The sequence below is a fragment of the Allobosea sp. genome, from assembly GCF_051860145.1.
Classification (GTDB): Bacteria; Pseudomonadota; Alphaproteobacteria; order Rhizobiales; family Beijerinckiaceae; genus Allobosea.
Map to the genome: position 1 here is coordinate 19,165 of NZ_JBHYEM010000027.1, position 24,719 is coordinate 43,883.

The window sequence follows — 24,719 nt, forward strand, 5'->3', positions numbered from 1 at the left end:
ATTACTTTGCTGTTGTGCAGTTGCCATCACTTCACCAGTTTTCAGGCCGACTATCCGCGCTGCGGTGCAACCGACCCGGGACGGCCTGCGGCCGGGAGACGGAGACCTCATGATGTCCAGGCTTCAGTCATCGCCAAGGCTGTCCGCGGCGCGTCTCTGCCGGCGTGAACTGGGCGCCGCGATCGGGCTGACGCTGCTCGCGGCCGGCGGCCTCATCGCGCCTGCGGTCTTCCCCGGCAGCGCCTTCGCGCAGACGCCCGAGCGCATCGTCGCGGTCGGCGGCGTGATCACCGAGGTGCTCTATGCGCTCGGCCTGCAGGACCGGATCGTCGGCGTCGACACCACCAGCCAGTTCCCGCCGGAGGCGCTGAAGGACAAGCCCAATGTCGGCTATGTCCGGGCGCTCTCGGCCGAGGGCGTGCTGTCGCTGAAGCCCTCGCTCGTCATCGCCATCGAAGGCGCCGGTCCGCCCGACGCGGTCTCGCTGCTGAACGAGGCGGGCCTGCGCGTCTCGCGCATCTCGGAGGACAACTCCCCCGACGGCGTCGTCACCAAGATCCAGGCGATCGGCGCGGTCGCCGGCGCGGCGGAACCGGCCAGGCGCCTCGCCGAACAGACTAGGGCGCGCTTCGACGAGCTCGCGACCCTGCGCGCTGCGCTGCCGGCCAAGCGCCGGGTACTGTTCGTGCTGTCCCTGCAGAACGGTCGCGCGCTGGTCGGCGGCCGCAACAGCTCGGCCGACGCGATCATCGCGATGGCGGGCGGCGTCAACGTCGCCCAGGAAGTCGAGGGCTACAAGCCGATGACCGACGAGGCGATCATCGCGGCGGCGCCGGACGTCATCCTGATGATGCGCAACAGCAGCAGCCACAACGCGACCCCTGACGAGCTCTTCGCCATGCCGGTCTTCTCGCAGACCCCCGCGGCAGCGGGCAAGGCGCTCGTCCGGATGGATGCGCTCTATCTGCTCGGCTTCGGGCCGCGCACGCCGTCAGCCGCCCGCGACCTGATGGCCGCGCTCTATCCCGATGCCGCGATCCCGCCGCTGAAGACCACCGCCGCACCATGACGCTCGCCGCCCGCCCGGCCGGCGTGATGAGCGCGTCCACCCTCAGCGCCTTCGCCGCGAGCCGCCGCCGCCAGGCCGTGCTCGTCATTGCCGGGCTGACCCTGTTCTGCCTCCTGCTGGTCTTGCTGGCGATCGGCCAGGGCGCCTTCACGATCGCGCCCGGCCGGGTCGCCCAGATCCTCTGGGCCAGGCTCGCCGGCGACACGGCGCTGCTCGAAGGCCGCGACGCGCTGGTCGTGCTCAATATCCGCCTGCCGCGCGTGCTGCTCGGGCTGCTGGTCGGCGCGTCGCTCGCGGTCTCGGGCGCCCTGATGCAGGGGCTCTTCCGCAATCCGCTCGCCGATCCCGGCCTCGTCGGCGTCTCGGCCGGCGCGGGACTCGCGGCGGCGGCGACCATCGTGCTCGGCGACCGCTTCCTGACCGGCATGGCGATGAAGCTGCCCTTCGCGGTCCTGCCCTTCGGCGCCTTTTGCGGCGGGCTGATCTCGACCCTGACGCTCTACCTGATCGCGACGCGCCAGGGCCGCACCTCGGTCGCGACCATGCTGCTCGCCGGCGTCGCGCTCGGCGCGCTCGCGGGCGCGCTGACCGGACTGCTCGCCTTCATCTCCGACGACCGGCAATTGCGCGACCTGACCTTCTGGTCGCTCGGCAGCCTCGGCGGCGCGAGCTGGACCAAGTTCGTGGTGATCGCGCCGATCGTCCTGCCGCTGCTCTTTGCCGTGCCGCTCCTGGCCCGCGGGCTGAACGCGCTGATGCTGGGCGAGGCCGAAGCCTATCATCTCGGCGTGCCGGTCCAGCGCATCAAGGCGCTGGCGATCCTGCTCGTCGCGCTTGCGGTCGGCGCCAGCGTCGCGGCGGCCGGCGTGATCGGCTTCGTCGGCATCGTCGTGCCGCATCTGATCCGCCTCGCCCTCGGCCCGGACCACCGCCTGCTGCTGCCGCTCTCGGCGCTCGGCGGCGCGGCCCTGCTCGTCGCCGCCGACATCGTCGCGCGCATGGTGGTGAGCCCGGCCGAGCTGCCGATCGGCATCGTCACCGCGGCGCTCGGCGCGCCGTTCTTCCTCTGGCTGCTGCTGCGCCGCGCGGATGGCCTCGATGGCTGAGCTCGCGCCCATCGTCTCCGGCCGCGGGCTGAGCTTCATGGCCGGCGGCAAGGCGCTGGTGACTGAGGCCTCGCTCGAGCTCCGGCCCGGCGAGACCACGATCCTGATCGGCCCCAACGGCGCCGGCAAATCCACCTTGCTCAAGCTCGTGACCGGCGAGCTGAAGCCGGCCGGCGGCGAGGTCCTGCTCGACGGCGATGCCCTGCCCGCCATTCCGCATTGGCGGCTGGCCTGCCAGCGCGCCGTGATGGCCCAGCAGACGCGGCTCGCCTTCCCTTTCAGCGTTTACGAGGTCGCCCGGCTCGGCGTCGACGGCGTCGGCCGGGCGCTGTCGCGCCAGCGCCGCGAGGCGATGGTCGGCGAATGCCTGGCGGCGGCCGGCGTCGTCGATCTCGCGCCGCGCCGCTACCAGACCCTGTCGGGCGGCGAGCAGCAGCGCGTCCAGTTCGCCCGGGTGCTCTGCCAGCTCGAGGCCGGACGCAGCGTCGCCGAGCGCCAGGCGCTCTTCCTCGACGAGCCGATCGCCAGCCTCGACCTTTGCCACCAGCTCGCACTGCTCGACATGGCCCGCGCCATCGCCGCGCGCGGCGTCGCCGTGCTGATCGTGCTGCACGACATCAACCTCGCCGTGACCTATGCCGACCGCCTCGTCGTGATGGACCGCGGCCGCATCGTCGCGCAGGGCGAGCCGGCCGCGACCCTCGACGACGCCCTGCTGCGCCATGTCTTCAAAGTCGACCTCAGCTTCAGCCGCGCGCCCGCCGCCGGCCTGCCTTTCCTCCTGCCCCAGCAGCACCGGCCCGGTTCCGCGGCTTGACGCCCGGCCCAGTTATTTTAAGCTTGAAATAACTAGCGGGAGGAGTGGCGCGCCATGGCCGGAGCGGAAGGCAGGCTGTCCTATGGACGTTATCTCCAGGTCGACCGGCTGCTCGCTTGCCAGGAGCCCGAGAGCCTGAAGGCCGGGACGCCTGCCCATGACGAGATGCTCTTCATCATCGTCCACCAGGCCTATGAGCTCTGGTTCAAGCAGATCCTGCATGAGCTCGACCGCATCCAGGACGATTTCGCCGCAAGCCCGGTCGCCGACGAACATCTCGGCCGCATCACCGCCGGGCTCGGGCGCATCCACGAGATCCTGAAGCTGCTGGTCGGCCAGCTCGACGTGCTGGAGACGATGACGCCGGCCGGCTTCCTCGAATTCCGCGACCTGCTGACCCCGGCCTCCGGCTTCCAGTCGGTCCAGTTCCGGCTGATCGAGACCCGCCTCGGCCTGCGCGACGAAAGCAGGCTCCGCATCGACGAGCAGAGCATGCGCGAGCGCCTGGCGCCGGAAGACCGCGCCAGGCTCGACGCCGACCACAAGCCTTCCCTGCTCGCCCAGCTCGACACCTGGCTGGCGCGCACGCCTTTCGTCGCGCTCGGCGACTACAGCTTCCGCGAGAGCTACCGCGCCGCCGTGATCGCCGCGCTGAGGCGCGACGCCAGCAGCGTCGGCTCCGATCCCTCGCTGCCGGAGGCGCAGCGGCAGGCTGATGCAGCCGCGATCGAGAAGGCGCTCGCCCGGTTCCAGGCCCTGTTCGAGCCGGAGGCGGAGACCGCGACCTGGCGGATGTCGGCGCCGGCGATCGAGGCCGCGCTGTTCATCGCGCTCTATCGCGACATGCCGGTGCTGCAATTGCCCTTCCGCCTGCTGCAGAGCCTGATGGATATCGACGAGAGCCTGACGCTCTGGCGCCTGCGCCATGCGCTGATGGTCGAGCGCATGATCGGCGTCAGGCCCGGCACGGGCGGTTCCTCCGGCTCGGGCTATTTGCGCGCGACGGCCGAGAAGCACCGGATCTTCATCGACCTCTTCCACCTCTCGACCTATCTGCTGGCGGCGCGCGACCTGCCGCCTTTGCCGGAAGACCTGCGCCGGCGCATGGGCTTCAGCTACGGGGCGCTGTGATGACGGGCGACTGGACGGAGCATTTCGCCCGCTTTCGCGACATGGCGCCGGGCCGCATCAACCTTGCCGCCCATAGCCACCATGACTGGCCCGATGTCAGCTTCGCCGGGCAGGGCCTGGCCTGGATCGATGCGGCCAGGCTCGCCGGCGACAAATGGGACCTCGTCTTCGGCGAGCTGATCCCCGCCGTCCAGGCCGGCATCGCGCGCCATCTCGACCTGCCCGACCCGGCGACCATCGCCTTCGCGCCCAACACCCACGACTTCCTGCGCCGGCTGCTCTCCTGCCTGCCGGTGCGGCGTCCGCCTCGCGTGCTGACCACCGGCGCCGAGTTCCACACAGCCAGACGGCAATTGACGCGCCTCGCCGAAGACGGGCTGATCCTGCTCGACGAGGTCGCGGCCGAGCCTTTCGCGACGCTGCATGACCGCCTGCTGGGCGTGATCGCCGCTGGGGGGCACGACCTGATCTATCTCAGCCAGGTCCTGTTCAATTCGGGCGCGACGCTCGGCGACCTCGCCGCGCTCGTCCGCGCCGTGCCCTCGCCCGAGACGCTCGTCGCGATCGACGGCTATCACGGCTATCTTGCCCTGCCGACCGACCTCTCCGCCATCGCCGACCGCGCCTTCTACATCGCCGGCGGCTACAAATACGCGATGGCGGGCGAGGGCTGCTGCTTCATGCATTGCCCGCCCGGATATGGCCCGCGCCCGCGCGACACAGGCTGGTATGCCGCCTTCGGCACGCTCACCGCCGCGCCGGGCAGCAGCATCGGCTATCCCGCCGATGGCGGCCGCTTCCTCGGCGCGACCTTCGATCCGAGCGGGCTCTACCGGATGCGCGCCGTGCTCGACTGGCTCGCCGGCGAGGGGCTCGACGCCGGCATCATCCACCGACACGCCATCGCCCTGATGCGGCAATTCCTCGCCGGGCTCGACGCGCTGCAGCTGGAGGCCCTGTCCGCCGAAAACCTGATCACCCCGCTCGGCGACCCGGCGGCGCATGGCAATTTCCTCGCCTTCCGTACGGAAGAGGCCGGCGCGCTCGAGGCGGCGCTGGCGCAGCGCGGCATCGCCAGCGACCATCGCGGCGACGTCCTGCGCTTCGGCTTCGGCCTGGCGCTCGACGAAGGCGACGTCACCGACGCCCTGGAGCGGATGAGCGGCCTGCAAATCTGATTGGAGCGACGCGCTTTACCGGCGATTCATGCTGAATCAGCGCTTCACCATATCGCTCAACCGGCGATTCACGCTCGTCGCGTCAGATCTTGCGCAACCCATTGCGCGGGAGGCGGACATGACCAGACGCATCGCTCCGATCGATCTCTTGCTGGCGGCGGCGCTCTCGCTCCTGGCGCTGGCTTTGGCTGGCCGGCCGGCACTCGCCCGCGAGCTCGTCCAGTTCGAGGATGCCCGCTACAATCCGGGCACGATCGTCATCCGCACCGGCCAGCGCAGCCTCTATTTCGTCACGGCGCCCGGCGAGGCGATCCGCTACCAGATCGCCGTCGGCATGGCCGGCCGGCAATGGCGCGGCGTCAAATATGTCGAGGAGCTCGCGGTCGAGCCGTCCTGGAGCCCGCCGGCCTCGGTCAAGCGCGCCCAGCCCTATTTGCCCGACATCATTCCCAGCGGCTCGCCGCGCAACCCGATGGGTGCGCGCGTGATCGGGCTCGGCCCCGGCGGCGAATACGCCATCCACGGCACCAACGTGCCGAGCAAGATCGGCAGCGCGGTCTCCTTCGGCTGCTTCCGCATGCATAACCGCGACGTGATCGACCTCTATGAGCGTGTCCGCATGGGCACGCCGGTGGTGGTTTTGCCATAGAGCGCAGGCGGCCCTCTTCCCTTCTCCCTCTTGCGGGAGAAGGGAAGGCGCGATTTAAAGCGCGACCGGCGAGAGCAGCGGCTTCCCTGCGAAGAACGCGGCGAGATTGCCGAGCAGCAGCTCCTGCTGGGCGATCTGCGCCGATTCGGCATTGGCGCCGATATGCGGCGTCAGCACCACGTTCTCCAGCGCCCGCAGCCGCTCCGGCACATGCGGCTCGTTCTCGTAGACGTCGAGTGCCGCCCCGGCGATCGTCCCGGTCTCGAGCGCCTCGCAAAGCGCCGTCTCGTCGACGGCGATGCCGCGCGAGATATTGACGAGATGCCCCTGCGGACCGAGCGCCGCCAGGACCCCGGCATTGATCGCATGACGGTTCTCGGCGCTGGCCCGCGCGGACACCACCAGCACATCCGCCCAACGCGCCAGCCCGACCAGGCTGTCGTGATAGAGATAGGGCAGCTCCGGCCGCTCTGAGCGGTTGTGATAGCCGATCTCCATGTCGAAGGCCGCGGCCCGGCTGGCGATGCGGCTGCCGATGGCGCCGAGCCCGTAGATGCCGAGCTTGCGCCCCGCCAGCCCCGGCACATGCGCCATCCGCTCGACGGCATTGCCCTTCCAGCGCCCGGCCCGCACGAAACGGTCGCCGGCGACGACCTGGCGGGCGCTCGCCAGCAGGAGCCCCATCGCGAATTCCGCCACGCTGTTGGCATTGGCGTCGGCGGCGTTGCTCAGGAGGATGCCGCGCTCCCGTGCCCGGGCCCGGTCGACGCCCTCGAAGCCCGTGCCGTAGCAGGAGATCAGCCCGAGCTTCGGCAACGCGTCGATCAGGGCTGCATCGGTCTTCAGGCTGCCGATGGTGAGCAGCGCCCGGGCCTCCTGCGCCCCGTCGGGCAAGGCGTCCGGCGCCGAGCGCGCCAAGGGGCCGAGCAGCTCATAATGTTCGCTCAGGCGCTCCACCAGCCTCCCGGGCAGGCGTGGGGCCATCAGAATGGTCGGTTTCACGGTGCTGGGTCCTCGGCGGGCGATGCTGCATCGCAACATCAGTTGGCGCGCCACTCAACCCGCGCCGCCATGCAGGCCGCCATCTCGCAAATGCAACACAACCCGCCCTTGGGTCACGTATCAAAAAAGGCGAATCATGGCGAAGAGCCTCTCGCCTGCGACAAAAAAGCACGTTAACGTTTAACGGCACGACATCAATCGCGCTCGGGCCTGACACGCCGAGCCCAACAGGGGCTATCGATGGATCATCTCGCCGACGTCAAGAAATTCGCCAGGAAGCCACTCAACGAAGCCGCCTTTGCCGGCATGACCAAATCCTACGCGCTCGTGATGGGCAAACCCGACACCCGTTTCGTCGCCTGCTCGGATCCGGCCGAGCTGGAGCGCGTGCGCGAGAACTTCCTGAAGAAGAAACTCGGCCTGAAGACCGCCGATCTCGACGCCACGATCAAGGCGACCTGCGAGCACATGAAGTCGGACAACACCAAGTCGCGGCTGACCTTCTACTACCTGCTTGCCGAGCATTACGGGAAGCTGGCCCTCTTCGTGAAGAAATAGGACAGCAGTCATTCTCGGGCGAAGCCCTCGGGTCCGACCTTCTGTCGGCCCAAGGATAAAGCTCAGCGCAGGCCCGAGAATCTCCTGCCTGAAATGGTCGGCTCAAGGCCGACCATGACGGCGCAAGCAGCACCCCTCTCCAGCTCTAGCGATACAGATCGACGCGCGTCAGCGGCAGGCCCGACGGCCCCTTGCGCCGCTTCGAGACCAGCGTCTGGTTGATCAGCGCCCCGCCGCGCTCGAAGGCGAGCGAGCAGCCCGCCAGATAAAGCAGCCACATCCGCGTCCGTTCCGCGCCGATCTCGGCCTCGGCCTCGCTCTTGCGCGCGTTCAGCCGTTCGAACCAGAGCCGCGTCGTGCGCTGGTAGTGCTCGCGCCAGCCCTCGACGTCATGCACCTCGAAGCCGTAGCGCTCGAGATTGGCGATCGACATGCCGAGATGGTCGAGCTCGCCGCCCGGGAAGATGTAGCGCACCAGCGCGCGATATTCCGCCGGCATCTTGTTGAAGGCCCGCTCGGTCTTCTTGGCGCGGCGCGAGATCGAATGGTGCAGATAGAGCCCGCGCGGCTTCAGGAGCCGGTTCACCGCCTGGAAATAGGAGGGATGGTTGCGGATGCCGACATGCTCGAACATGCCGATCGAGGAGATCTTGTCGAAGACCCCTTCCATTTGCGTGAAGTCCTTGAGGTGCAGCGTGACCTTGCCCTGCAGCCCGAGCCGCTCGACCTTCTCGCGCGCCAGAGCGAGCTGCTCCTCGGCCAGCGTCACGCCATGCGCCTCGACGCCGTAATGCTGCGCGGCATGGCAGACCAGGGCGCCCCAGCCGCAACCGATATCGAGCAGTTTTTCGCCCGGCTGCAGGCGCAGCTTGCGGCAGATCATGTCGAGCTTGTCGCGCTGCGCCCGCTCGAGATTCTGATGGTCCTCGGTGAAATAGGCGCAGGTATAGACCATCGCCTCGTCGAGGAAGAGCCGGTAGAAATCGTTCGAGACGTCGTAGTGATAGGCGATATTGGCCTTGTTGGTCGCCGGCTGACCGTCACGCGCGATCGTGTCGCCCTTGAGATGATCGACCGCCTGCGGCGCCGTGCCGGGCGCGAAGACGAAGCGGCGCAGCACGTCGAACACCGCAGCTTTCGGGATGCCGCGCGCCAGCCGGCCGATCTTGCCCTCGGGCCGCGCCGCCGCGAGATCGAAGATCGTGCCGTTGACGATCGCGATGCGGTCGGTGACGTGCAGGTTGAGCAGCGTGTCGAGCTTGGGCTTGCGGACCAGCGCCGCGACCGCGCCGGAATCGCGGATCGCGATGGCGAGCCCCTCCTGCGGCCAGCCCGCCGGCACGCGCGAACCATCCCAGAGCGCGAAGCCGAGTTTCAGCCCGAGCTTCTCATGCGCCTCCGTCAGGAGCCGCCGCAGGGCGGCGAGGCGTTTGCTGTCGCTGTTCATGCTGAAAACCGGTCCAATACCCTGTCAGCCTGTCTTTGGCTGGAGGCGGGAGCCTTGGCAACCGGCGAACCCAACCTCCGGGTCATCCCGGCCGAAGCGAAGCGGAGAGCCGGGATCCATGCCGGAGCGCTTCACGTCGAGGTTCAGGCATGGATCCCGGATCTCCCTGCGGTCGCCCGGGATGACGCTGTAAGCCGATGGCCTCGCTCAAAAATCGCTCGCGATCCCCTTCACCTCCCAGTCGTCGTAGCGCACCGGTTCGAGTCCGCCGCGGCCGTTGACCTCCTTCTCGCGCCCGAGCGCGGCCGCATGCGCGTCGATCGCGGCGCGGCGGGCCTCGGCCTCCGCCAGAGCGCGCTGCGCCGCCGGCGGCAGGGTCTTTGCGGGCGCCGGCGCGGGCTGGTTCGCGGGCTGGTTCTTGGCGCTGGGCTCTGGCATCGACACGGCGCTCTCTTGCAGGACGCTCTCTTGCGGGATCGGCATGGTTCTCACCACATAAGGCCGGACATCGCGTCTGGGGAGGGCCTTGCGGCCACCCGGCGCATGCAACCGAAGAGGGGAAACCGATGAATTATGTCCGCACCGGCATCCTGATGGCCGGTCTCACCGCGCTCTTCGGCGTGGTCGGCTATTTGCTCGGCGGCGCGGGCGGCATGCTGATCGCGCTCGGCATCGCCGTCGCGACTAATCTCTACAGCTACTGGAATTCCGACCGGCTGGCGCTCGCCGCCCATAATGCCCACGAAGTCGACGAGCGCAGCGCGCCCGAGCTCTACGGCATGGTGCGCGACCTCGCGACGCGCGCCAACCTGCCGATGCCGCGCGTCTACCTGATCGACGAGGACCAGCCCAACGCCTTCGCCACCGGCCGCAACCCGCAGAACGCGGCCGTCGCGGCGACGACCGGCATCATGCGGACGCTGAGCTATGACGAGCTCACCGGCGTGATGGCGCACGAGCTCGCCCATATCAAGAACCACGACACGCTGACCATGACGATCACCGCCACGATGGCGGGCGCGATCTCCTCGCTGACCACCTTCGGCATGTTCTTCGGCTCGCGCGAGAACCGGCCGAACTTTCTGATCCAGATCCTGATCTCGGTGCTGGCCCCGATGGCGGCGATGATCATCCAGATGGCGATCTCGCGTTCGCGCGAATACGAGGCCGACCGGCTCGGCGGCGAGATCTGCGGCAACCCGGTCGCGCTCGCCGACGCGCTCGCCAAGATCGCCGGCGGCGTCCAGCAGATTCCGAACGAGACGGCGGAGGAGAAGCCTGCTACGGCGCATATGTTCATCATCAACCCGCTGAGCGGACAGGGCATGGATTCGCTGTTTTCGACCCACCCGGACACGGGAAACCGCATCGCCGCGCTGATGGAGCAGGCCCGCGCCATGGGCGTCGGCCGCGGCGCTGCGCTCGGCGGCTTCACGAGCCAGGCCGCGCAGAGTCCGTGGAACAGCGACCGCCAGCCCGGCCCCTGGGGCTGAGGAATGGCGATTCTGGATCAAGCGGGCCGCCGGCCGATCGACGACGCCCCCGGCCTGCCGGCGCGCCGGCTCGCTGCCGGCCTGATCGACGAGGTGCTGCGGGCGCGCACCGCGCTCGACGAGACCTATGAGCGGATGAGCCCGGCCTTCGGACTCGATGCCGCCGACGCCGCGCTCGCCCGCGCCATCGCGATCACCGCCTTCCGCCGGCTCGGTACCATCCAGCACGCCATCAATACCCGGCTCGAGCGCGGCAGCCCGCGCAATTCCGGACCCTTCGAGCCGATCCTGGTCGCGGCCGCCGCCCAGATCCTGTTCCTCGACGTGCCGGACCATGCCGCCGTCGACCTCGCAATCCGCCATCTCCACGAGGATGGCCGCTCGGCCCGCTATGCCGCCCTCGGCAACGCCCTGCTGCGCCGGCTCGCCCGCGAGCGCGAGGCGATCCTGGGCGAAACCGCCGACCCCTTCGCCGACACGCCGCCCTGGCTCGCCGAGAGCTGGCGCGCAGCCTATGGCGAGGAGGTCGCGGCCGCCATCGCCGCCAGCCACGCCGAGGAGCCGCCGCTCGACCTGACGGTCAAGAGCGACCCCGCCGGCTGGGCCGAAAAGCTCGGAGGCATCGTCCTGCCGACCGGCTCGGTGCGCCTGCGCGAGCGCCAGCCGGTGCCGGGCCTGCCCGGCTTCACGGAGGGCGAGTGGTGGGTGCAGGACGCCGCCGCCGCCCTGCCGGCGCGCCTGCTGGCGCCCAAGCCCGGCGAGCGCATCGCCGATCTCTGCGCCGCCCCCGGCGGCAAGACGGCACAGCTCGCCGCAGCCGGCGCGAATGTGACGGCGGTCGATCGTTCGGCCCCACGCCTGCGCCGCCTGCGCGCCAATCTCGAACGGCTCGGGCTTACGGCCGAGATCGTCGCGACCGATGCCGCGACCTGGCAGGCCGAGCCCTTCGACGCGGTCCTGCTCGATGCGCCCTGCAGCGCCACCGGCACGATCCGCCGCCACCCCGACGCCGCCTGGACCAAGACGCCCGAGGATCGCGACAGGCTGGTCGCGCTCCAGGCCCGGCTGCTGAACGCGGCGGCGCGCCTGACGAAGCCCGGCGGGCGGCTGGTCTATTGTACCTGCTCGCTCGAACCCGAGGAGGGCGAGCGCCGGATCGAAGCTTTCCTTGGCGCCAACCCGGACTTTGCGCGCGCCCCGGTCAGGCCGGAGGACATCGGCGGCCTGGGCGAGGCGATCGACGCCGCCGGCGACCTGCGCAGCCTGCCGCACCAGCTCCGAGGCGAGACGGCGCGGCTCTCGGGATGGACCGGATTTTACGCAAGCCGTCTGATCAGGCTATGACAAAGCCGGGATTCGCATGGCGCGGCCACTTCCTCCGGGACGATTCGCGCCGGGACGGGGTGAGCTGGGTCATTGAGCGGCTGGTCTGAGCAAAAAGGGCTTGCCCAGGCCGCGATCGGGCGGGCTGCACGGCGCACGCGTGGCCAGTTCGTCGGCGCCGCCCGCCGCTTCTGGCCGTTCGGCCATGTCCAGGCGACGCGCCTGCTCTTCGCCCCGCATGATTTACGCACCGCCGACCCGACCACCGCCGGCGACATCTATTCCGGCTATTACGCCTTCGCCGGCCGCACGCTCAGGACCCATGGCGAATCGCCCTTCGAGGCTCTTCCGCCGAGCGAAGCCTGGTCCGAGGCGCTCTACGGCTTCGCCTGGCTGCGGCACATGCGCGCTGCCGACACCGCGATCGCCCGCGCCAATGCCCGCGCCCTCGTCGACGAATTCATGGTCAAGCGGCGCGACCGCGACGAGGTCGCACGGCAGCCGGCGGTCGCGGCGCGGCGGCTGATCTCGTTCCTGTCGCACTCGCCACTCCTGCTCGAAGGCGCGGACCATGCCTTCTACGAGCGCTTCATCCGCCACATCGCCAAGCTGACCGAACGGCTCACTTTGGCGCTGGCCGGGGCGGTCGAGGGCGCGGCCCGGCTGCAATGCCTGATCGCCGTCACCTTCGCCGCGATCAGCCTCGACGGCCAGGACCGGCGGCTGCGGCGCCACGAGGCGACGCTCTCCGACGAGCTCGACCACCAGATCCTGCCCGATGGCGGCCATCTCAGCCGCAATCCGCGGCTGATCATCGAATTGCTGCTCGACCTGCTGCCCCTGCGCGAGACCTTCGCCGCACGCGGGCTCGAGCCGCCGCGCAGCGTCATCATGGCGATCGAGCGGATGATGCCGCATCTGCGGCTGTTCCGGCATGGCGACGGCGCGCTGGCGCTGTTCAACGGCATGGGCGTCACCCCGCCCGACCTGATGGCGACGCTCGCCGCCCATGACGACGCCCGCGCCCGGCCGATCGAGCACGCCGCCTATTCCGGCTATGACCGCCTCGCCGCCGGGCGCGCCGCCGTCGTGATCGATGCCGGCGCGCCGCCGCGCGGCGCCAATTCGGTCGAGGCCCATGCCGGCTGCCTCGCCTTCGAGTTCTCCAGCGGCAGCCAGCGCATCATCGTCAATTGCGGCGCGAGCCGTTTCGGACCGCCGGAGCTGATGCTGGCCGCGCGCAGCACTGCCGCTCATTCGACCGTGATCCTCGACGAGAGGTCGAGCGCCTCCTTCGGCCTCGTGCTCGGCGAGCAGCGCATCGTCGCCGGCCCGACCGACGTGCGGGTCGCACGCCAGGACACCGAAGCCGGCCAGGAATGGGTGGCGAGCCATGACGGCTACCGGCGCCGGCTTGCAGCCGTGCATACGCGTCGGCTGCTGCTGAGCCGGGACGGCGCGACACTGGCCGGCGAGGACGAGGTCGCGCTTTCCGCCCCGCTGGAGAGCCTGCCCGCCGTCGCGCGCTTCCACCTGCATCCCGGCGTCAGGCCGAGCCTGACCCGCGACGGCCAGGGCGCCATGCTGGCCCTGCCCTCCGGCGAGGTCTGGGCGTTCGAGGCCCCTGGGCTGGCGGTCGCGATCGAGGAGAGCATCTTCCTCGCCGCTGCCGACGGCAGGCGGCGGACCGAGCAGCTCAGCGTCAGCTACGACGCGGCGCAGACGCCGCAGATCATCTGGCGCTTCGCCCGCGTCGGCACGGCGCCGCGTCCCGGCAGGCCGCAGGAGCCGTCCGAACCCGCAGCGCAATTGCCGCTGTGACATTCCGGCCTGGCCGGCGGAATGCTTTGCATCGGCGCCCCGGCATGATAGGGCCGCGCCGAGCCGCCTTCATTGCACCGCACACCGGATTGTCCCGATGCCGAATGAGCTTCGCCGCGTCGAACGCGCCCTTCTTTCCGTTTCCGACAAGACCGGGCTGATCGCGTTCGCGCGGGCGCTGCACCGGCTCGGCATCGCCTTGGTCTCGACCGGCGGCACCGCCAAGGCGATCGCGGAGGCTGGCCTGCCCGTCACCGACGTCTCCGATCTCACCGGCTTCCCCGAGATGATGGATGGCCGCGTCAAGACGCTGCATCCCAAGGTCCATGGCGGGTTGCTCGCCATCCGCTCGCATCCCGAGCACCAGGCCTCGATGCTCGGCCACGGCATCGCGCCGATCGACCTGCTCGTCGTCAATCTCTACCCGTTCGAGGCCACCGTCGCCGCCGGCAAAGGCTATGACGACTGCATCGAGAACATCGATATCGGCGGGCCGGCGATGATCCGTGCCGCCGCCAAGAACCATAACGACGTCGCCGTCGTGGTCGATGCCTCCGACTATGCGTCCGTGCTCGGCGAGCTCGAGAGCCAGAAGGGCGCGACCACGCTGACGCTGCGCCGCAAGCTGGCGCAGAAGGCCTATGCCCGCACTGCCGCCTATGACGCCGCGATCTCGAACTGGTTCGCCGGCGAGCTCAAGGAAACGGCCCCGGATTACCGCGCGCTCGGCGGCCATCTCGCCGAGAGCCTGCGCTATGGCGAGAACCCGCATCAATGGGCCGCCTTCTATCGCACGCCCGAGAGCCGCCCCGGCGTCGCCACCGCGCGGCAGGTCCAGGGCAAGCAGCTCTCCTACAACAACATCAACGACACCGACGCCGCCTTCGAATGCGTCGCGGAGTTCGCTCCAGCCGCCTCGGCCGCCTGTGTCATCGTCAAGCACGCCAATCCCTGCGGCGTCGCCTCGGGCTCGTCGCTGCTGGAAGCCTACGAGAAGGCGCTGGCCTGCGACCCCATTTCGGCCTTCGGCGGCATCGTCGCGCTCAACCGCAAGCTCGATGCGCAGGCCGCCAAGAAGATCGTCGAGGTCTTCACCGAGGTGATCATCGCGCCCGAGGCCGACGAGGAGGCGATCGCGATCATCGCCGCCAAGAAGAACCTTCGCCTGCTGCTGACCGGGGGCCTGCCCGACCCGCGCCTCGGCGGGCTCTCGCTGCGCACAGTTTCCGGCGGCTTCCTCGCCCAGGCGCGCGACAATGCCGTTGTCGACGACATGGAGCGCAAAGTCGTGACCAAGCGCGCGCCGAGCGAGGCCGAGCTCGCCGACCTGCGCTTCGCCTTCCGCGTCGCCAAACACGTCAAGTCGAACGCCATCGTCTATGTGAAGGACCTCGCCACGGTCGGCATCGGCGCCGGCCAGATGAGCCGGGTCGATTCCTCGCGCATCGCCGCCTGGAAGGCGAGCGAGGCGGCCAAGGCCGCCGGCGTCCCCGAGAGCCTGGCCAAGGGCTCCGTCGTCGCCTCGGACGCCTTCTTCCCCTTCGCCGACGGGTTGCTGGCCGCGGCCGAGGCCGGCGCCACCGCGGTGATCCAGCCCGGCGGCTCGATGCGCGACGACGAGGTGATCAAGGCCGCCAATGAGGCCGGCCTCGCCATGGTCTTTACGGGGCACCGGCATTTCCGGCATTGAACCGGCTGACGCCCCCACCGTCATGCTCGGGCTTGTCCCGGGCATCCACGGCTAGACACCCCCTTGGGCAGCAAAGACATGGGTGGTCGGCACAAGGCCGACCATGACGGGTGAGAGCTTTCCGCCCAGTCGCATCTTGCTCTAGTGTGGCGCTGCTGAGGATGGGGCCGGGATGACGGAGAAAAGCGCCAAACGCAACGTGCTAAGGCAGCGCGTCGCGGACGAGCATGCCAAGGTCAGCTTCGTCGAGCTGTTCTTCGATCTCGTCTTCGTCTTCGCGATCACCCAGATCTCGCACAGCCTGGTCGAGCATTTTACGCTACAGGGCCTGGCCCAGGCCGCCCTGCTGCTCGGGGCGGTCTGGTGGGTCTGGGTCTATACGAGCTGGGTGACCAACTGGCTCGATCCGGACAGCGTGCCGGTGCGGCTGATGCTGTTCGCGCTGATGTTCGCGGGCCTGCTGCTCTCGACCTCGATCCCCGAGGCCTTCGGCGAGAAGGGGCTGGTCTTCGCCGGGGCCTATGCGGCCATGCAGATCGGCCGTTCGGTCTTCACGCTGCTGAGCCTGAAGGGGCGCAGCCCGGCCAATTACCGGAACTTCCAGCGCATCACGGCCTGGCTCGTGCTGACAGGCATGCTCTGGATCGCCGGCGGTCTCGTCGAAGGCCAGGCGCGCTTTGCCCTTTGGGCGCTGGCGCTCGGCATCGAACTTCTCCTGCCCTCGATCGGCTTCCGCTTTCCCGGCCTCGGCCGCTCGACCACGGCCGACTGGGATATCGAGGGCGGCCATCTCGCCGAACGCTGCGGCCTGTTCATCATCATCGCGCTCGGCGAATCCGTGCTGGTGACCGGCGCGACCTTCGCCAAGCTGGCGATGACGCCCGAGACGGTCCTCGCTTTCGCCAATTCCTTCGCCAGCTCGGTCGCGATGTGGTGGATCTATTTCAACATCGGCGCCGAACGCGCGAGCCATCGCATCGCCCATTCCGACGATCCCGGCCGGATCGCGCGCATCGCCTATACCTATATCCACCTGCTGCTCGTCGCCGGCATCATCCTGGTCGCCGTCGCGGACGAATTCGTGCTCGCACATCCCGCCGGGCATACCGAGGCCAAGGTCGCCATCGCGGTGATCGCCGGGCCGGCCTGCTATGTTCTGGGAAACCTGCTCTTCAAGAAGGCGACCGCCGGCTGGTATCCGCTCTCGCATCTGGTCGGGCTGGCCCTGTTCGCCCTGCTCGTGCCGGCGGCGGCGATCCTCTCGCCGCTCGCGCTCAGCCTCGCCGCGACGCTCGTCCTCATTGTCATCGCGACCTGGGAAACCCTCTCGTTGCGGCCGAAGGAGGCCTGAATGCACACTGTCAAGGTCATCGCCGCCGGCTTCGCGCTGCTCGGCATCCTGCTGCTGATCGCACCGCGCCTGAACACCGGCGCGACCCATCCGATCGTCTTCGCCGCGAAGATCTTCATCCCGCTCTGGTTCGCCGCAGCCCTGGTCAATCTCTGGATCGGCATCAATCGCGCCGGCTACAGCGCCGCGCAGGAATGGCCGATCTTCCTCGTCGTCTTCGGCGTGCCGGCCGCCGTCGCCTGGCTGCTGCGCTGGCGCTTCGGAAAGCCCTCCGCATGAGCCTGGATTCCGTTCGCGCCTTCTTTGCCGAGCATGCCCCCGAGATCGCGATCATCGAGACGCAAGGCAGCAGCGCCACGGTGACGCTGGCGGCTGAGGCCCATGGCGTTGAGCCCGCGCAGATCGCCAAGACGCTCTCGCTCAGGATCGGCGAGCGCGTGGTGCTGGTCGTGACCAGCGGCACCGGCCGGCTCGACAACCGCAAAGTCAAAGCGGCGCTCGGCGGCAAGCCGCGCATGCTGGATGCGCAGGAGGTCGTGGCGATCACCGGCCATCCGGTCGGCGGCGTCTGCCCCTTCGGATTACCGACGCCATTGCCAATCTATTGCGACGTCTCGCTCAGGGCCTTCGACGAGGTCGTCCCCGCCGCCGGCTCGACCCGGAGCGCACTGCGCATCAGCCCCGAGCGCCTGGCCGATCTGACGAAGGCCGAATGGGTCGATGTCTGCCAGGAGCCGGGCTGAACGCGGACGCCTGTCAGCCCTTGCCACCCACCCGCTCGATCAGCGCCATGGCGGCCGCCGGATTGCGGACCTTGTCGCCGCTGATGACATAGAGGAAGACGTCGCGCCCGCCCTTGGCCTCGGTCGGCGGCACGACGGCGTCGAGATCCTTCGGCACGCCGCCCGCGGCCCAGACGCGGGCGCGCTCGGCCCAGCCGTCGAGATCCTTGCCCGCATAGCCTTCCGGCTGCGCCTCCTGCGTGCCCATGATCCGGGCATAGACGAAGGGCGCGGTCGCATCGGCGATCTGCGTGTATTTCGAATCCGCAGCGGTGACGACGGCGACGCCGTATTCGCGCAGCAGCGCGACGAAATCCGGCGAACGGAAGCTGTCATGGCGGACCTCGACGGCATGGCGCACGACCTGACCGTCGACGGAATGCGGCAGCAGCTTCAGGAAGGCCTCGAAATCCTTCGGATCGAACTGCTTGGTGCCCATGAACTGCCAGTTGATCGGGCCGAGCTTCTCCTTCAGCCCGAGCACGCCGCCGGTGATGAATTTTTCGATCGACGGTCCGGCCTCGGCCAGAACCCGCCGGTTGGTGATGTAGCGCGAGCCCTTCAGCGCGAAAACGAAGCCGTCCGGCGTCTCGGCCCGCCATTTAGCGAAGCTCTCCGGCTTCTGCGAACCGTAATAGGTGCCGTTGATCTCGATCGAGGTGAGCTTGCCGCTGGCATATTCGAGCTCGCGCTTCTGCGACAGACCGTCAGGATAGAACACCCCGCGCCAGGGCTCGAAGACCCAGCCGCCGATACCGATCCTGATGGCGCCCTTCGCTGCTGCGGACATGACGGTTCCTCGTTCAAGCTGGTCAAGGCATTCTCGCCGGAAACGGGCGGCGCGACCACCCGGTTCCAGCCCGCCCTGATACGCAGCAGCGTGGCGGAGGCGCTCGTCAGCGCCTGTCAGCAGGCGCTCACGGGCCCGTTTGCTCAGTCGCGAACCGGCTCGCCGAGCGTATGCATCAGCCGGTTGGCCCAGCCGAAGATCGAGGCCGACAGGATCAGGTCGAGGATCTCGAGCTGCGACAGGCCGAGGCCGCGCAGGGCCGCGATATCGGCCGCGGTCGCCTCGGACGGCGTCTTCGACAGCCTGACCGCGAAATCGAAGACCGCCTGCTGATGCTCCTCCAGCTCGGCATCGGTACCGTCAGCGAAGATCGCCTCGATCACGTCCGTGCGCTTGGTGAGCTGGTTGAAGCGCGAGGCATGCACCGCCGCGCAATAGACGCAGCGGTTGACGATCGAGGCGCCGACGGCGCCGAGCTCGCGCTCCGCCGAGGACAGGCCGCCCTTACCATACATGATCGCGTTGAACAGCGGCGAGCGCACCTTCAGCGATTCCGGATCATGGGCCAGCGTCAGCACATAGGCCGAGATCTTGGTGTTCGACGGGGTGATCTGCAGCGCGTCGCGCTGTTCGGCCGTCGCCGTCTCGAGATCGACCGGCGTCACATAGGGCGACCAGCGCGGCACCTGCGCGGTGAAATCGTGGACGGGCGTGCTCATGCGACCTCTCCGAGCAGACGCAGGCCCGCAATGACCCGGACCTGATAATTGACGAAGGCTGCGAGCTCGGCGAGCCGCACGATATCCGGCTCGCTCACGCCCGCCGCCTTGAGCGCCTCGATATCGGCGCGGCTGGCCTCCTTCACGGTCTTCGTCAGGATATCGGCATGGCGCGTGATCGCGCCGAGCCGAGCCGTAGCGCCGAGCTGCTCGACCGCCATGCCCGATGCGATTGCGGCCAGCCCGGCCGTCTCGCCGGCGCGTCCGAGCAGGTCGCGATACTGCGCAGCAAGGGCCGTGTCGCCGTTCCACTGCGCCATCCGCGCCGCCAGCGCGGCGCGCTCGGCATGGCTGATGCCGCCGGGCTCCCGCGGCAGCAGCACGGCGTCATGGCTCGCCTGGCTCATCGCCATGATCGCGGAACGCTCGGCAAGCGCCCCCGCCAAGGGCGATCCCGCCGACACGCCCGCCAATGTCTCGATCAGATGGTGTTCGCTCATCGCTGTCCCTGTCCTGCTGCCGAGCGATGTTTAGGATCGCCGCCGCCCGAGGTCCATCCGCCGCGCCGGCAACGCGGCCATGCCGTGCGGCCTGCCGGCGCAAGAGCCATCAGCGCCGCCGGGCAAGGCCATGACGAATATCCATTTGCCAGCATGGCATCGGGACGCCCACAGTTGGCCTGCCCGATGATGCCGTGATGGCGCTCCTCGCCTGCATGCGGCATTCCTTTCCGCCCCTGCGCACGAGTCCGCCATGAGCCTGTCCGCCTCCGCCCGCATCGATATCGAGCGCTTCTGGACGACGATCGATCGCTCCGGCGAGATCGGGGTCGGCAGGCCCGGCGGCCTGTCGCGGCTCACCCTGTCGGATGCCGACAAGCAGGTTCGCGACGAATTCGTCGACTGGTGCCGGCAAGCCGGCCTGAGCATCCGCATCGACGGCATCGGCAATATCTTCGCGCGCCGCGCCGGCCAGGACGACACGCTGCCGCCGGTGGTGATGGGCAGCCATCTCGACACGCAGGTCAATGGCGGCCGCTTCGACGGCATCGCCGGCGTGCTCGGCGGGCTGGAGGTCTGCCGCGCGCTCGACGCGCTCGGCCACCGCACGCGCCGCCCGCTGGAGATCGTCAACTGGACCAACGAGGAGGGCGGGCGCTTCTCCCCGCCCATGGTCGGCTCCGGCTGCTTCACCGGCACCTACACGCTCGACTGGGCCCGCGGCCGCACCGACGATGACGGCGTCACGATCGGCCAGGAACTGGAGCGCATTGGCTATCTCGGCGAGATGGCGGAGAGCCCGCACCCCTTCGACGCCTATTTCGAGTTCCATATCGAACAGGGCCCGATCCTCGATCGCGAGGGCACGCAGGTCGGCGTCGTCACCGGCGGCTTCGCCAGCACCGGCATGCTCGTCGAGTTCCGCGGCGAGACGGCCCATACCGGTCCCTGGCCGATGGAGCGGCGGAAAAACGCGCTCGTCGCCGGCGCGCGCCTGCTCGTCGCGGTCGACGATCTCGGCTGGGAGCATGCCGGCACCGGCGGCAAGGCGACCGGCTCGCGGCTCGTCGCCTGGCCGAACAAGCCCGGCATCCTTTCCGACTGGGCCCAGGCCGTTTGCGACGTCCGCCATCCCGACCCGGCGACGACCGAAGTCATGGCCGAGCGGGTGCGCCGCGCGATTGGCGAAGCGGCGGCGCGCACCGGCTGCACGGCCGAGATCCTCGATGTCTGGAACTGGGGCGGCCGGATCTTCGCGGACGAGCTGATCGACGGCGTCCGCGACATCTCGCAGGGGCTCGGCTACCGCACGCAGGACATCCTGAGCCAGGCCGGGCACGACGCCTATTTCGTCGCGCGCCACGCCCCGACCGCGATGATCTTCGCGCCCTGCAAGGGCGGCATCACGCATAATAATCAGGAACTCTGCACGCGCGAGGACCTGGAGCCGGGGCTGAACGTCCTGCTCCGGGCCGTGGTCGCGCGCGCCGACCGGTGAAGCGCGCTGTCATTGCGAGCGCAGCGAAGCAATCCAGCAAATCACGCACGCCCTCTGGATTGCTTCGTCGCTTCGCTCCTCGCAATGACGCCAGGCCGCCTCAGTTCAGGCCGGAGCGCTTCACGAAGGCGCCGGCCTTCATGATCGCCGGCATGTGCCGGCCCTGACGGGTCAGCAGCGCCAGATCCTTCAGCGGGTCGCCATCGACCACGATCAGGTCGGCATGGGCGCCGGGCGCGACGACGCCGATCTTGCCCTCGAGCCCGAGCAGCTTCGCCGCGACATGGGTGGCCGAGCCGATCACCTCATGGGCCGGCAGCGCCCGGCCGCGAATGACGAACTCCTCCGACTGGTGGCGGTGCATCTCGCCGAGCAGATCGCTGCCATAGGCCATAGGCAGGCCGGCCTTCTTCATGATCGCGAGCGAATCCATGCCGGCGACCCGGACATTCTCGACCTTGGCGACGGAATCCGGCGGGAAGCCGAGCTTGCCGCCCTCGCTCGCGAGCTTGTCATAGGTCACCAGCGTCGGCACCGCGACGGCGCCCTTCGAGGCCGCGAGCTTCGCCGTTTCCGGCTTGATCAGGTTGCAATGCTCGAGCGAATGCACCCCGGCCTCGACGCAGCGGCGGATCGCATCGTCGGTATAGACATGGGCCGAGACATAGGTCCCGGCCATCTTCGCCTCCTCGACCACGGCCTCGAGCTCGCTCACCGAGAAGCCGAGGAAATGGATCGGGTCGGTCGGCGAGGCGCAGCCGCCATTGGCCATGATCTTGATGAAATCGGCCCCGCCCTTCATTTCCTCGCGCGCGGCGCGGCGGACCTGGTCGAGCCCGTCGCAGACGCGGCCGAGCGCGCCGAGCCGGTGCCCCGTCGTTGCCGTAGCGCGATCGTCATAGCGGCCGCGGAAATCGGCATGGCCGCCGGTCTGGCTCAGCGCCTTGCCGGAGAGCACCAGCCGGGGGGCCGGGAAACCACCCATCTCGACGGCGCTCCTGAAGCCGAAATCGGCGCCGCCGACATCGCGCACCGTGGTGAAGCCACGCATCAGCATCTCGCGCAGCACGACGAGCGCGCGCACCGCCACGAAGGAATCCGGCAGCAGCGCGTTGCGGCCGAGATCGGCGACGACGGCGATGGTGTGGACATGGGCGTCGATCAGACCGGGCATCAGGGTGCGGCCCTTGAGATCGACGGTCTTGGCCTTGCCGGGCGCGATCGACTTGCCGACCTCGCGGATCGTGTCGCCCTCGACCAGGACGGAGACCGGGGCGCCGCGCTCGGGCGCGGTTCCGTCGACGATGCGGGCATTGGTGAAGAGGGTCGAAGCCACGGCGTTTCTCCAGGCGGATGATGGGCGGTCAGACGGCGCGCGCGGCGGCGCGGGCGGCGATGAAGGCAGGCACGAGCAGAGGCGCCAGCGCCACGACCGGCGCGACATGCTCCTCGCGATAATGGTGCTCGGGCCCAAGCAGGTTGATGGTGCCGACGACCTTGCCGTCATAGAGCGCCGGGACGTTGATCACCGAGCCCAGCCCCATGCTCTCGATCAGCTCATGGTCGAAGAAGGCCCAGCGGATGCCGGCCTTGTCGCGGCCGAGATAGGGCTTGCGGCCCTGCAGGACATGCGCGCCCCAGGGCGTCGGCCCCATTTTCTTGCGGCCGGAGACGGGATATTCCGCCGGCCGGTTCGAATAGATCCGCGCCACCTCCTCGCCATCGACATAGAGCAGCGTGAAGAGCTCGTGCCCGACCAGGCGCTTGGTCGCCGCCTCGAAGGCCTTGACCAGGGTGTCGGGCTGGCCGGGCTCGGCCAGAAGGCGCGACAGGGTGGCGAGATCGTCTGACATCGAACAACTCCGGATCAGGCTTGGGGAGGCAGGGGAACGGGTGGAGCCGGCGCCCTGGGGATGCGCTCGGGCAGGACGCCTTGCGGCCGCAGATGCAGCACCAGGATCAGCGCGAGCCCGACCAGGATCTCGCGCAGGGCCGCGACCTGGACAGGCTGGAGGCCCGGCGCCCATTCCGTGATGAAGCGCGTCGCCTCGAGGAAGATCACGACGAGATAGGCCCCGAACACGGCGCCGCTCGGCCGCCCGACGCCGCCCGCGGTGACGGCGAGGAAGATGTAGATCGTGATCAGCGGCTGGAAATGGTCGGGCGAGACATAGGACTGGAAATGCGCATAGAGCGCGCCCGCCAGCCCGGCGATTGCGGCCGAGAGCGCGAAGGCCTGCAGCTTGAAGCGCAGCACGGGCTTGCCGGCGAAGGCGGCGAGCTGCTGGTCCTCGCGGATCGCCTTCATGGCGCGGCCATAGGGCGAGCGGTCGAGCCGGCGCATCAGCGCCCAGACGCCGAGCACGATCAGCGTGACCAGGCCGAGATAGAACAGGTTGAAGCCGAAGATCCCGAGCTCGGCCTTGAGCGGCGCCTTGATGCCGGAAATGCCGTCGGAGCCCTTGGTCAGCCAGCGCTCGTTCAGCGCCACGAGCCGGATCACCTCGGCGAAGCCGAGCGTGACGATGGCGAGATAATCATCGCGCAGGCGCAAGGTCGCGAAGGTCACGAGGAGTCCGACGACCGCGCCGACCGCCAGCGCCACACCCCAGCCGACGAGCACCGGCGCGCCTGCTCCCGTCGCCAGCGCCGAGGCATAGGCGCCGACCGCAAAGAAGCCGGCGAGGCCGAGATTGACCAGGCCGACCCCGCCCCAGATCAGGTTCAGGCTGAGCGCCAGCAGCGCATAGATGCCGCAGAGCGTCAGGGTGAAGATGACATAGGACAGCATCAATACGCCCTTTCGCCCAGGATGCCGCGCGGGCGGAAGGTCAGCATGATCAGGATGGCGATGAAGCCGACAGCGGTGCGGTAGGTCGCCGGCACCGCGATCAGCGCCAGCTCCTCGGCGATGCCGAGCGCCAGCGCGCCGACGACGGCGCCGGGGATCGAGCCGAGCCCGCCGAGCACCGCCGCCGCGAAGACCGAGAGCAGCACGCGATAGCCGGTGAGCGGGTCGATCGAGGTGTCGAGGCCGATCAGCACCCCGCCGACCCCGGTCAGGCCCGCGCCCAGGAACACCGTGACGATGGCGATGCGGGCGGGATCGATGCCCTTGAGGCGGGCGAGGTCGGGATTGTCGGCGACGGCGCGCATCGCCTTGCCGAAGCGGGTATAGCGCAGGAAGGCGAACATCGCCGCCATGATGACGACGGAGAGCGCCAGGCTCTGGAGCTGTTGCGGCCCGATGCGCAGCTCGCCGAAGCGCCAGTCGCGCATCAGCGGCAGGTCGTAGCCCTTCATGTCGTTGCCGAAGATGAAGCGCACGATGTTCTCGAGCACGAGATTGAGCGCGATCGAGGCGATGGCGACGATCAGGGCGCCGCCGCCACGCAGGCGCCGCAGCGCGCTTTCCTCGGCCACGACGCCGACGACGCCGGCAATGACGAAGGCGACGACAAGCGCCGGGATCACCGGCAGGCCGAGCACCGCATTGGCCCACCAGGCGGCGAAGGCCCCGATCGTCGCATAGGAGGCGATGGCGAAATTCGGGTAGCGCAGCACCGCGAAAATGGCCGAGAAGCCGACGGCCGGGACGGCGATCAGCGCCCCGGTCATCAGCCCGTTGATGAGCGCCTGCAGGATCTGGATCATCAAGGCGCCTTCCGCGGATCGCAGCGGGTGCTCTCCCCTTCCCCCCGCTTGCGGCGGGGAAGGGTTAGGGATGGGGGGCCGGAAAGCCGGAGTGCCGTCTTCGATCGTCGCGCCGAGCGGAGCTGCCCCCCACCCCAGCCC

Annotated in this window: 25 protein-coding genes; 15 read left to right on the plus strand and 10 right to left on the minus strand. The window is 69.1% G+C overall.

Annotation, left to right across the window (positions count from 1 at the left end; genetic code table 11):
* Window positions 1-109 precede the first annotated feature (109 nt).
* The 6 genes from ACTIF2_RS25325 to ACTIF2_RS25350 all read left to right on the plus strand — a co-directional run bounded on the left by ACTIF2_RS25325 (window position 110) and on the right by ACTIF2_RS25350 (window position 5,950).
* Window positions 110-1,069, plus strand: coding sequence for a heme/hemin ABC transporter substrate-binding protein (locus ACTIF2_RS25325; protein ID WP_439499903.1), 960 nt, complete (start codon window positions 110-112; stop codon window positions 1,067-1,069).
* Entirely contained in the window at window positions 1,066-2,175 is a 1,110-nt protein-coding gene (locus ACTIF2_RS25330) for a FecCD family ABC transporter permease (protein ID WP_439499904.1), read from the plus strand. The genes ACTIF2_RS25325 and ACTIF2_RS25330 overlap by 4 nt, the downstream gene beginning before the upstream one ends.
* Window positions 2,168-2,992: a heme ABC transporter ATP-binding protein gene (locus tag ACTIF2_RS25335; RefSeq protein WP_439499905.1), complete on the plus strand. Its 825-nt coding sequence runs from the start codon at window positions 2,168-2,170 to the stop codon at window positions 2,990-2,992. Before ACTIF2_RS25330 ends, ACTIF2_RS25335 begins: the two co-directional genes overlap by 8 nt.
* Window positions 2,993-3,046: 54 nt before the next feature.
* Window positions 3,047-4,123 carry a tryptophan 2,3-dioxygenase family protein gene (locus tag ACTIF2_RS25340; protein ID WP_439499906.1) on the plus strand — a complete coding sequence of 359 codons (1,077 nt, stop codon included), beginning with the start codon at window positions 3,047-3,049 and terminating at the stop codon, window positions 4,121-4,123.
* Window positions 4,123-5,301 (plus strand): kynureninase/PvdN C-terminal domain-containing protein, encoded by a 1,179-nt coding sequence (locus ACTIF2_RS25345; protein WP_439499907.1) that lies wholly within the window; start codon window positions 4,123-4,125, stop codon window positions 5,299-5,301. Before ACTIF2_RS25340 ends, ACTIF2_RS25345 begins: the two co-directional genes overlap by 1 nt.
* Before the next feature lie 118 nt (window positions 5,302-5,419).
* On the plus strand, window positions 5,420-5,950 hold the full coding sequence (locus ACTIF2_RS25350; protein ID WP_439499908.1) for a L,D-transpeptidase: 531 nt from the start codon (window positions 5,420-5,422) through the stop codon (window positions 5,948-5,950).
* Window positions 5,951-6,004: 54 nt separating this feature from the next.
* On the opposite strand, the gene ACTIF2_RS25355 is transcribed toward ACTIF2_RS25350, so the two are convergent.
* A complete protein-coding gene (locus ACTIF2_RS25355) occupies window positions 6,005-6,952 on the minus strand; it encodes a 2-hydroxyacid dehydrogenase (protein WP_439499909.1) in 948 nt (315 codons plus the stop codon).
* A gap of 240 nt (window positions 6,953-7,192) precedes the next feature.
* On the opposite strand from ACTIF2_RS25355, the gene ACTIF2_RS25360 reads away from it, so the two are divergent.
* The gene (locus ACTIF2_RS25360) at window positions 7,193-7,510 is read left to right on the plus strand and encodes a DUF2853 family protein (protein WP_439499910.1); all 318 of its coding nucleotides are present in this window, start codon (window positions 7,193-7,195) and stop codon (window positions 7,508-7,510) included.
* A 145-nt stretch (window positions 7,511-7,655) separates the two neighbouring features.
* Here ACTIF2_RS25360 and ACTIF2_RS25365 read toward each other — a convergent pair whose 3' ends face one another.
* Window positions 7,656-8,957 carry a class I SAM-dependent methyltransferase gene (locus ACTIF2_RS25365; RefSeq protein ID WP_439499911.1) on the minus strand — a complete coding sequence of 434 codons (1,302 nt, stop codon included), beginning with the start codon at window positions 8,955-8,957 and terminating at the stop codon, window positions 7,656-7,658.
* Between the two features lie 207 nt (window positions 8,958-9,164).
* Complete coding sequence (locus tag ACTIF2_RS25370; protein WP_439499930.1) at window positions 9,165-9,395, minus strand: DUF1674 domain-containing protein; 231 nt, start codon at window positions 9,393-9,395, stop codon at window positions 9,165-9,167.
* 128 nt (window positions 9,396-9,523) lie between these two features.
* Here ACTIF2_RS25370 and htpX point away from each other — a divergent pair, with 128 nt between their 5' ends.
* From htpX to ACTIF2_RS25405, 7 genes are all read left to right on the plus strand, one after another.
* Window positions 9,524-10,450, plus strand: a complete 927-nt coding sequence (gene htpX / locus ACTIF2_RS25375) for a zinc metalloprotease HtpX (protein WP_439499912.1) — start codon at window positions 9,524-9,526, stop codon at window positions 10,448-10,450.
* Window positions 10,451-10,453: 3 nt separating this feature from the next.
* Window positions 10,454-11,794 carry an RsmB/NOP family class I SAM-dependent RNA methyltransferase gene (locus ACTIF2_RS25380; protein WP_439499913.1) on the plus strand — a complete coding sequence of 447 codons (1,341 nt, stop codon included), beginning with the start codon at window positions 10,454-10,456 and terminating at the stop codon, window positions 11,792-11,794.
* A gap of 72 nt (window positions 11,795-11,866) precedes the next feature.
* Window positions 11,867-13,594 (plus strand): heparinase II/III family protein, encoded by a 1,728-nt coding sequence (locus ACTIF2_RS25385; protein WP_439499914.1) that lies wholly within the window; start codon window positions 11,867-11,869, stop codon window positions 13,592-13,594.
* Window positions 13,595-13,691: 97 nt separating this feature from the next.
* Window positions 13,692-15,284, plus strand: a complete 1,593-nt coding sequence (gene purH, locus ACTIF2_RS25390) for a bifunctional phosphoribosylaminoimidazolecarboxamide formyltransferase/IMP cyclohydrolase (RefSeq protein WP_439499915.1) — start codon at window positions 13,692-13,694, stop codon at window positions 15,282-15,284.
* A 172-nt stretch (window positions 15,285-15,456) separates the two neighbouring features.
* Window positions 15,457-16,635: a low temperature requirement protein A gene (locus ACTIF2_RS25395; RefSeq protein WP_439499916.1), complete on the plus strand. Its 1,179-nt coding sequence runs from the start codon at window positions 15,457-15,459 to the stop codon at window positions 16,633-16,635.
* On the plus strand, window positions 16,636-16,914 hold the full coding sequence (locus ACTIF2_RS25400; protein WP_439499917.1) for a hypothetical protein: 279 nt from the start codon (window positions 16,636-16,638) through the stop codon (window positions 16,912-16,914).
* Window positions 16,911-17,378 (plus strand): YbaK/EbsC family protein, encoded by a 468-nt coding sequence (locus ACTIF2_RS25405; protein ID WP_439499918.1) that lies wholly within the window; start codon window positions 16,911-16,913, stop codon window positions 17,376-17,378. The genes ACTIF2_RS25400 and ACTIF2_RS25405 overlap by 4 nt, the downstream gene beginning before the upstream one ends.
* 13 nt (window positions 17,379-17,391) lie before the next feature.
* On the opposite strand, the gene ACTIF2_RS25410 is transcribed toward ACTIF2_RS25405, so the two are convergent.
* The 3 genes from ACTIF2_RS25410 to ACTIF2_RS25420 form a co-directional block, all read right to left on the minus strand.
* Window positions 17,392-18,207: a DUF72 domain-containing protein gene (locus ACTIF2_RS25410; RefSeq protein ID WP_439499919.1), complete on the minus strand. Its 816-nt coding sequence runs from the start codon at window positions 18,205-18,207 to the stop codon at window positions 17,392-17,394.
* Between the two features lie 143 nt (window positions 18,208-18,350).
* Window positions 18,351-18,926: a peroxidase-related enzyme gene (locus ACTIF2_RS25415; RefSeq protein WP_439499920.1), complete on the minus strand. Its 576-nt coding sequence runs from the start codon at window positions 18,924-18,926 to the stop codon at window positions 18,351-18,353.
* Window positions 18,923-19,426, minus strand: coding sequence for a CMD domain protein (locus tag ACTIF2_RS25420; RefSeq protein WP_439499921.1), 504 nt, complete (start codon window positions 19,424-19,426; stop codon window positions 18,923-18,925). Before ACTIF2_RS25420 ends, ACTIF2_RS25415 begins: the two co-directional genes overlap by 4 nt.
* A 253-nt stretch (window positions 19,427-19,679) precedes the next feature.
* Here ACTIF2_RS25420 and ACTIF2_RS25425 point away from each other — a divergent pair, with 253 nt between their 5' ends.
* Window positions 19,680-20,924 (plus strand): Zn-dependent hydrolase, encoded by a 1,245-nt coding sequence (locus ACTIF2_RS25425; protein ID WP_439499922.1) that lies wholly within the window; start codon window positions 19,680-19,682, stop codon window positions 20,922-20,924.
* A gap of 100 nt (window positions 20,925-21,024) precedes the next feature.
* Here ACTIF2_RS25425 and ACTIF2_RS25430 read toward each other — a convergent pair whose 3' ends face one another.
* The 4 genes from ACTIF2_RS25430 to ACTIF2_RS25445 are packed head-to-tail and all read right to left on the minus strand — an operon-like array spanning window position 21,025 to window position 24,578.
* A complete protein-coding gene (locus ACTIF2_RS25430) occupies window positions 21,025-22,260 on the minus strand; it encodes a metal-dependent hydrolase family protein (protein WP_439499923.1) in 1,236 nt (411 codons plus the stop codon).
* 28 nt (window positions 22,261-22,288) lie between these two features.
* A complete protein-coding gene (locus tag ACTIF2_RS25435; RefSeq protein WP_439499924.1) occupies window positions 22,289-22,777 on the minus strand; it encodes a GAF domain-containing protein in 489 nt (162 codons plus the stop codon).
* A gap of 14 nt (window positions 22,778-22,791) precedes the next feature.
* Entirely contained in the window at window positions 22,792-23,715 is a 924-nt protein-coding gene (locus tag ACTIF2_RS25440) for a branched-chain amino acid ABC transporter permease (protein ID WP_439499925.1), read from the minus strand.
* A complete protein-coding gene (locus ACTIF2_RS25445) occupies window positions 23,715-24,578 on the minus strand; it encodes a branched-chain amino acid ABC transporter permease (protein WP_439499926.1) in 864 nt (287 codons plus the stop codon). The genes ACTIF2_RS25440 and ACTIF2_RS25445 overlap by 1 nt, the downstream gene beginning before the upstream one ends.
* Window positions 24,579-24,719 lie beyond the last annotated feature (141 nt).

Bases quoted from the DNA above. Each gene is read 5' to 3' on its own strand.
- ACTIF2_RS25325 (WP_439499903.1), top strand. From the start codon at position 110: ATGATGTCCAGGCTTCAGTCATCGCCAAGGCTGTCCGCGGCGCGTCTC.
- ACTIF2_RS25330 (WP_439499904.1), top strand. From the start codon at position 1,066: ATGACGCTCGCCGCCCGCCCGGCCGGCGTGATGAGCGCGTCCACCCTC.
- ACTIF2_RS25335 (WP_439499905.1), top strand. From the start codon at position 2,168: ATGGCTGAGCTCGCGCCCATCGTCTCCGGCCGCGGGCTGAGCTTCATG.
- ACTIF2_RS25340 (WP_439499906.1), top strand. From the start codon at position 3,047: ATGGCCGGAGCGGAAGGCAGGCTGTCCTATGGACGTTATCTCCAGGTC.
- ACTIF2_RS25345 (WP_439499907.1), top strand. From the start codon at position 4,123: ATGACGGGCGACTGGACGGAGCATTTCGCCCGCTTTCGCGACATGGCG.
- ACTIF2_RS25350 (WP_439499908.1), top strand. From the start codon at position 5,420: ATGACCAGACGCATCGCTCCGATCGATCTCTTGCTGGCGGCGGCGCTC.
- ACTIF2_RS25360 (WP_439499910.1), top strand. From the start codon at position 7,193: ATGGATCATCTCGCCGACGTCAAGAAATTCGCCAGGAAGCCACTCAAC.
- ACTIF2_RS25365 (WP_439499911.1), bottom strand. From the start codon at position 8,957: ATGAACAGCGACAGCAAACGCCTCGCCGCCCTGCGGCGGCTCCTGACG.
- ACTIF2_RS25370 (WP_439499930.1), bottom strand. From the start codon at position 9,395: ATGCCAGAGCCCAGCGCCAAGAACCAGCCCGCGAACCAGCCCGCGCCG.
- htpX (WP_439499912.1), top strand. From the start codon at position 9,524: ATGAATTATGTCCGCACCGGCATCCTGATGGCCGGTCTCACCGCGCTC.
- ACTIF2_RS25380 (WP_439499913.1), top strand. From the start codon at position 10,454: ATGGCGATTCTGGATCAAGCGGGCCGCCGGCCGATCGACGACGCCCCC.
- purH (WP_439499915.1), top strand. From the start codon at position 13,692: ATGCCGAATGAGCTTCGCCGCGTCGAACGCGCCCTTCTTTCCGTTTCC.
- ACTIF2_RS25395 (WP_439499916.1), top strand. From the start codon at position 15,457: ATGACGGAGAAAAGCGCCAAACGCAACGTGCTAAGGCAGCGCGTCGCG.
- ACTIF2_RS25400 (WP_439499917.1), top strand. From the start codon at position 16,636: ATGCACACTGTCAAGGTCATCGCCGCCGGCTTCGCGCTGCTCGGCATC.
- ACTIF2_RS25405 (WP_439499918.1), top strand. From the start codon at position 16,911: ATGAGCCTGGATTCCGTTCGCGCCTTCTTTGCCGAGCATGCCCCCGAG.
- ACTIF2_RS25410 (WP_439499919.1), bottom strand. From the start codon at position 18,207: ATGTCCGCAGCAGCGAAGGGCGCCATCAGGATCGGTATCGGCGGCTGG.
- ACTIF2_RS25415 (WP_439499920.1), bottom strand. From the start codon at position 18,926: ATGAGCACGCCCGTCCACGATTTCACCGCGCAGGTGCCGCGCTGGTCG.
- ACTIF2_RS25420 (WP_439499921.1), bottom strand. From the start codon at position 19,426: ATGAGCGAACACCATCTGATCGAGACATTGGCGGGCGTGTCGGCGGGA.
- ACTIF2_RS25425 (WP_439499922.1), top strand. From the start codon at position 19,680: ATGAGCCTGTCCGCCTCCGCCCGCATCGATATCGAGCGCTTCTGGACG.
- ACTIF2_RS25435 (WP_439499924.1), bottom strand. From the start codon at position 22,777: ATGTCAGACGATCTCGCCACCCTGTCGCGCCTTCTGGCCGAGCCCGGC.
- ACTIF2_RS25440 (WP_439499925.1), bottom strand. From the start codon at position 23,715: ATGCTGTCCTATGTCATCTTCACCCTGACGCTCTGCGGCATCTATGCG.
- ACTIF2_RS25445 (WP_439499926.1), bottom strand. From the start codon at position 24,578: ATGATCCAGATCCTGCAGGCGCTCATCAACGGGCTGATGACCGGGGCG.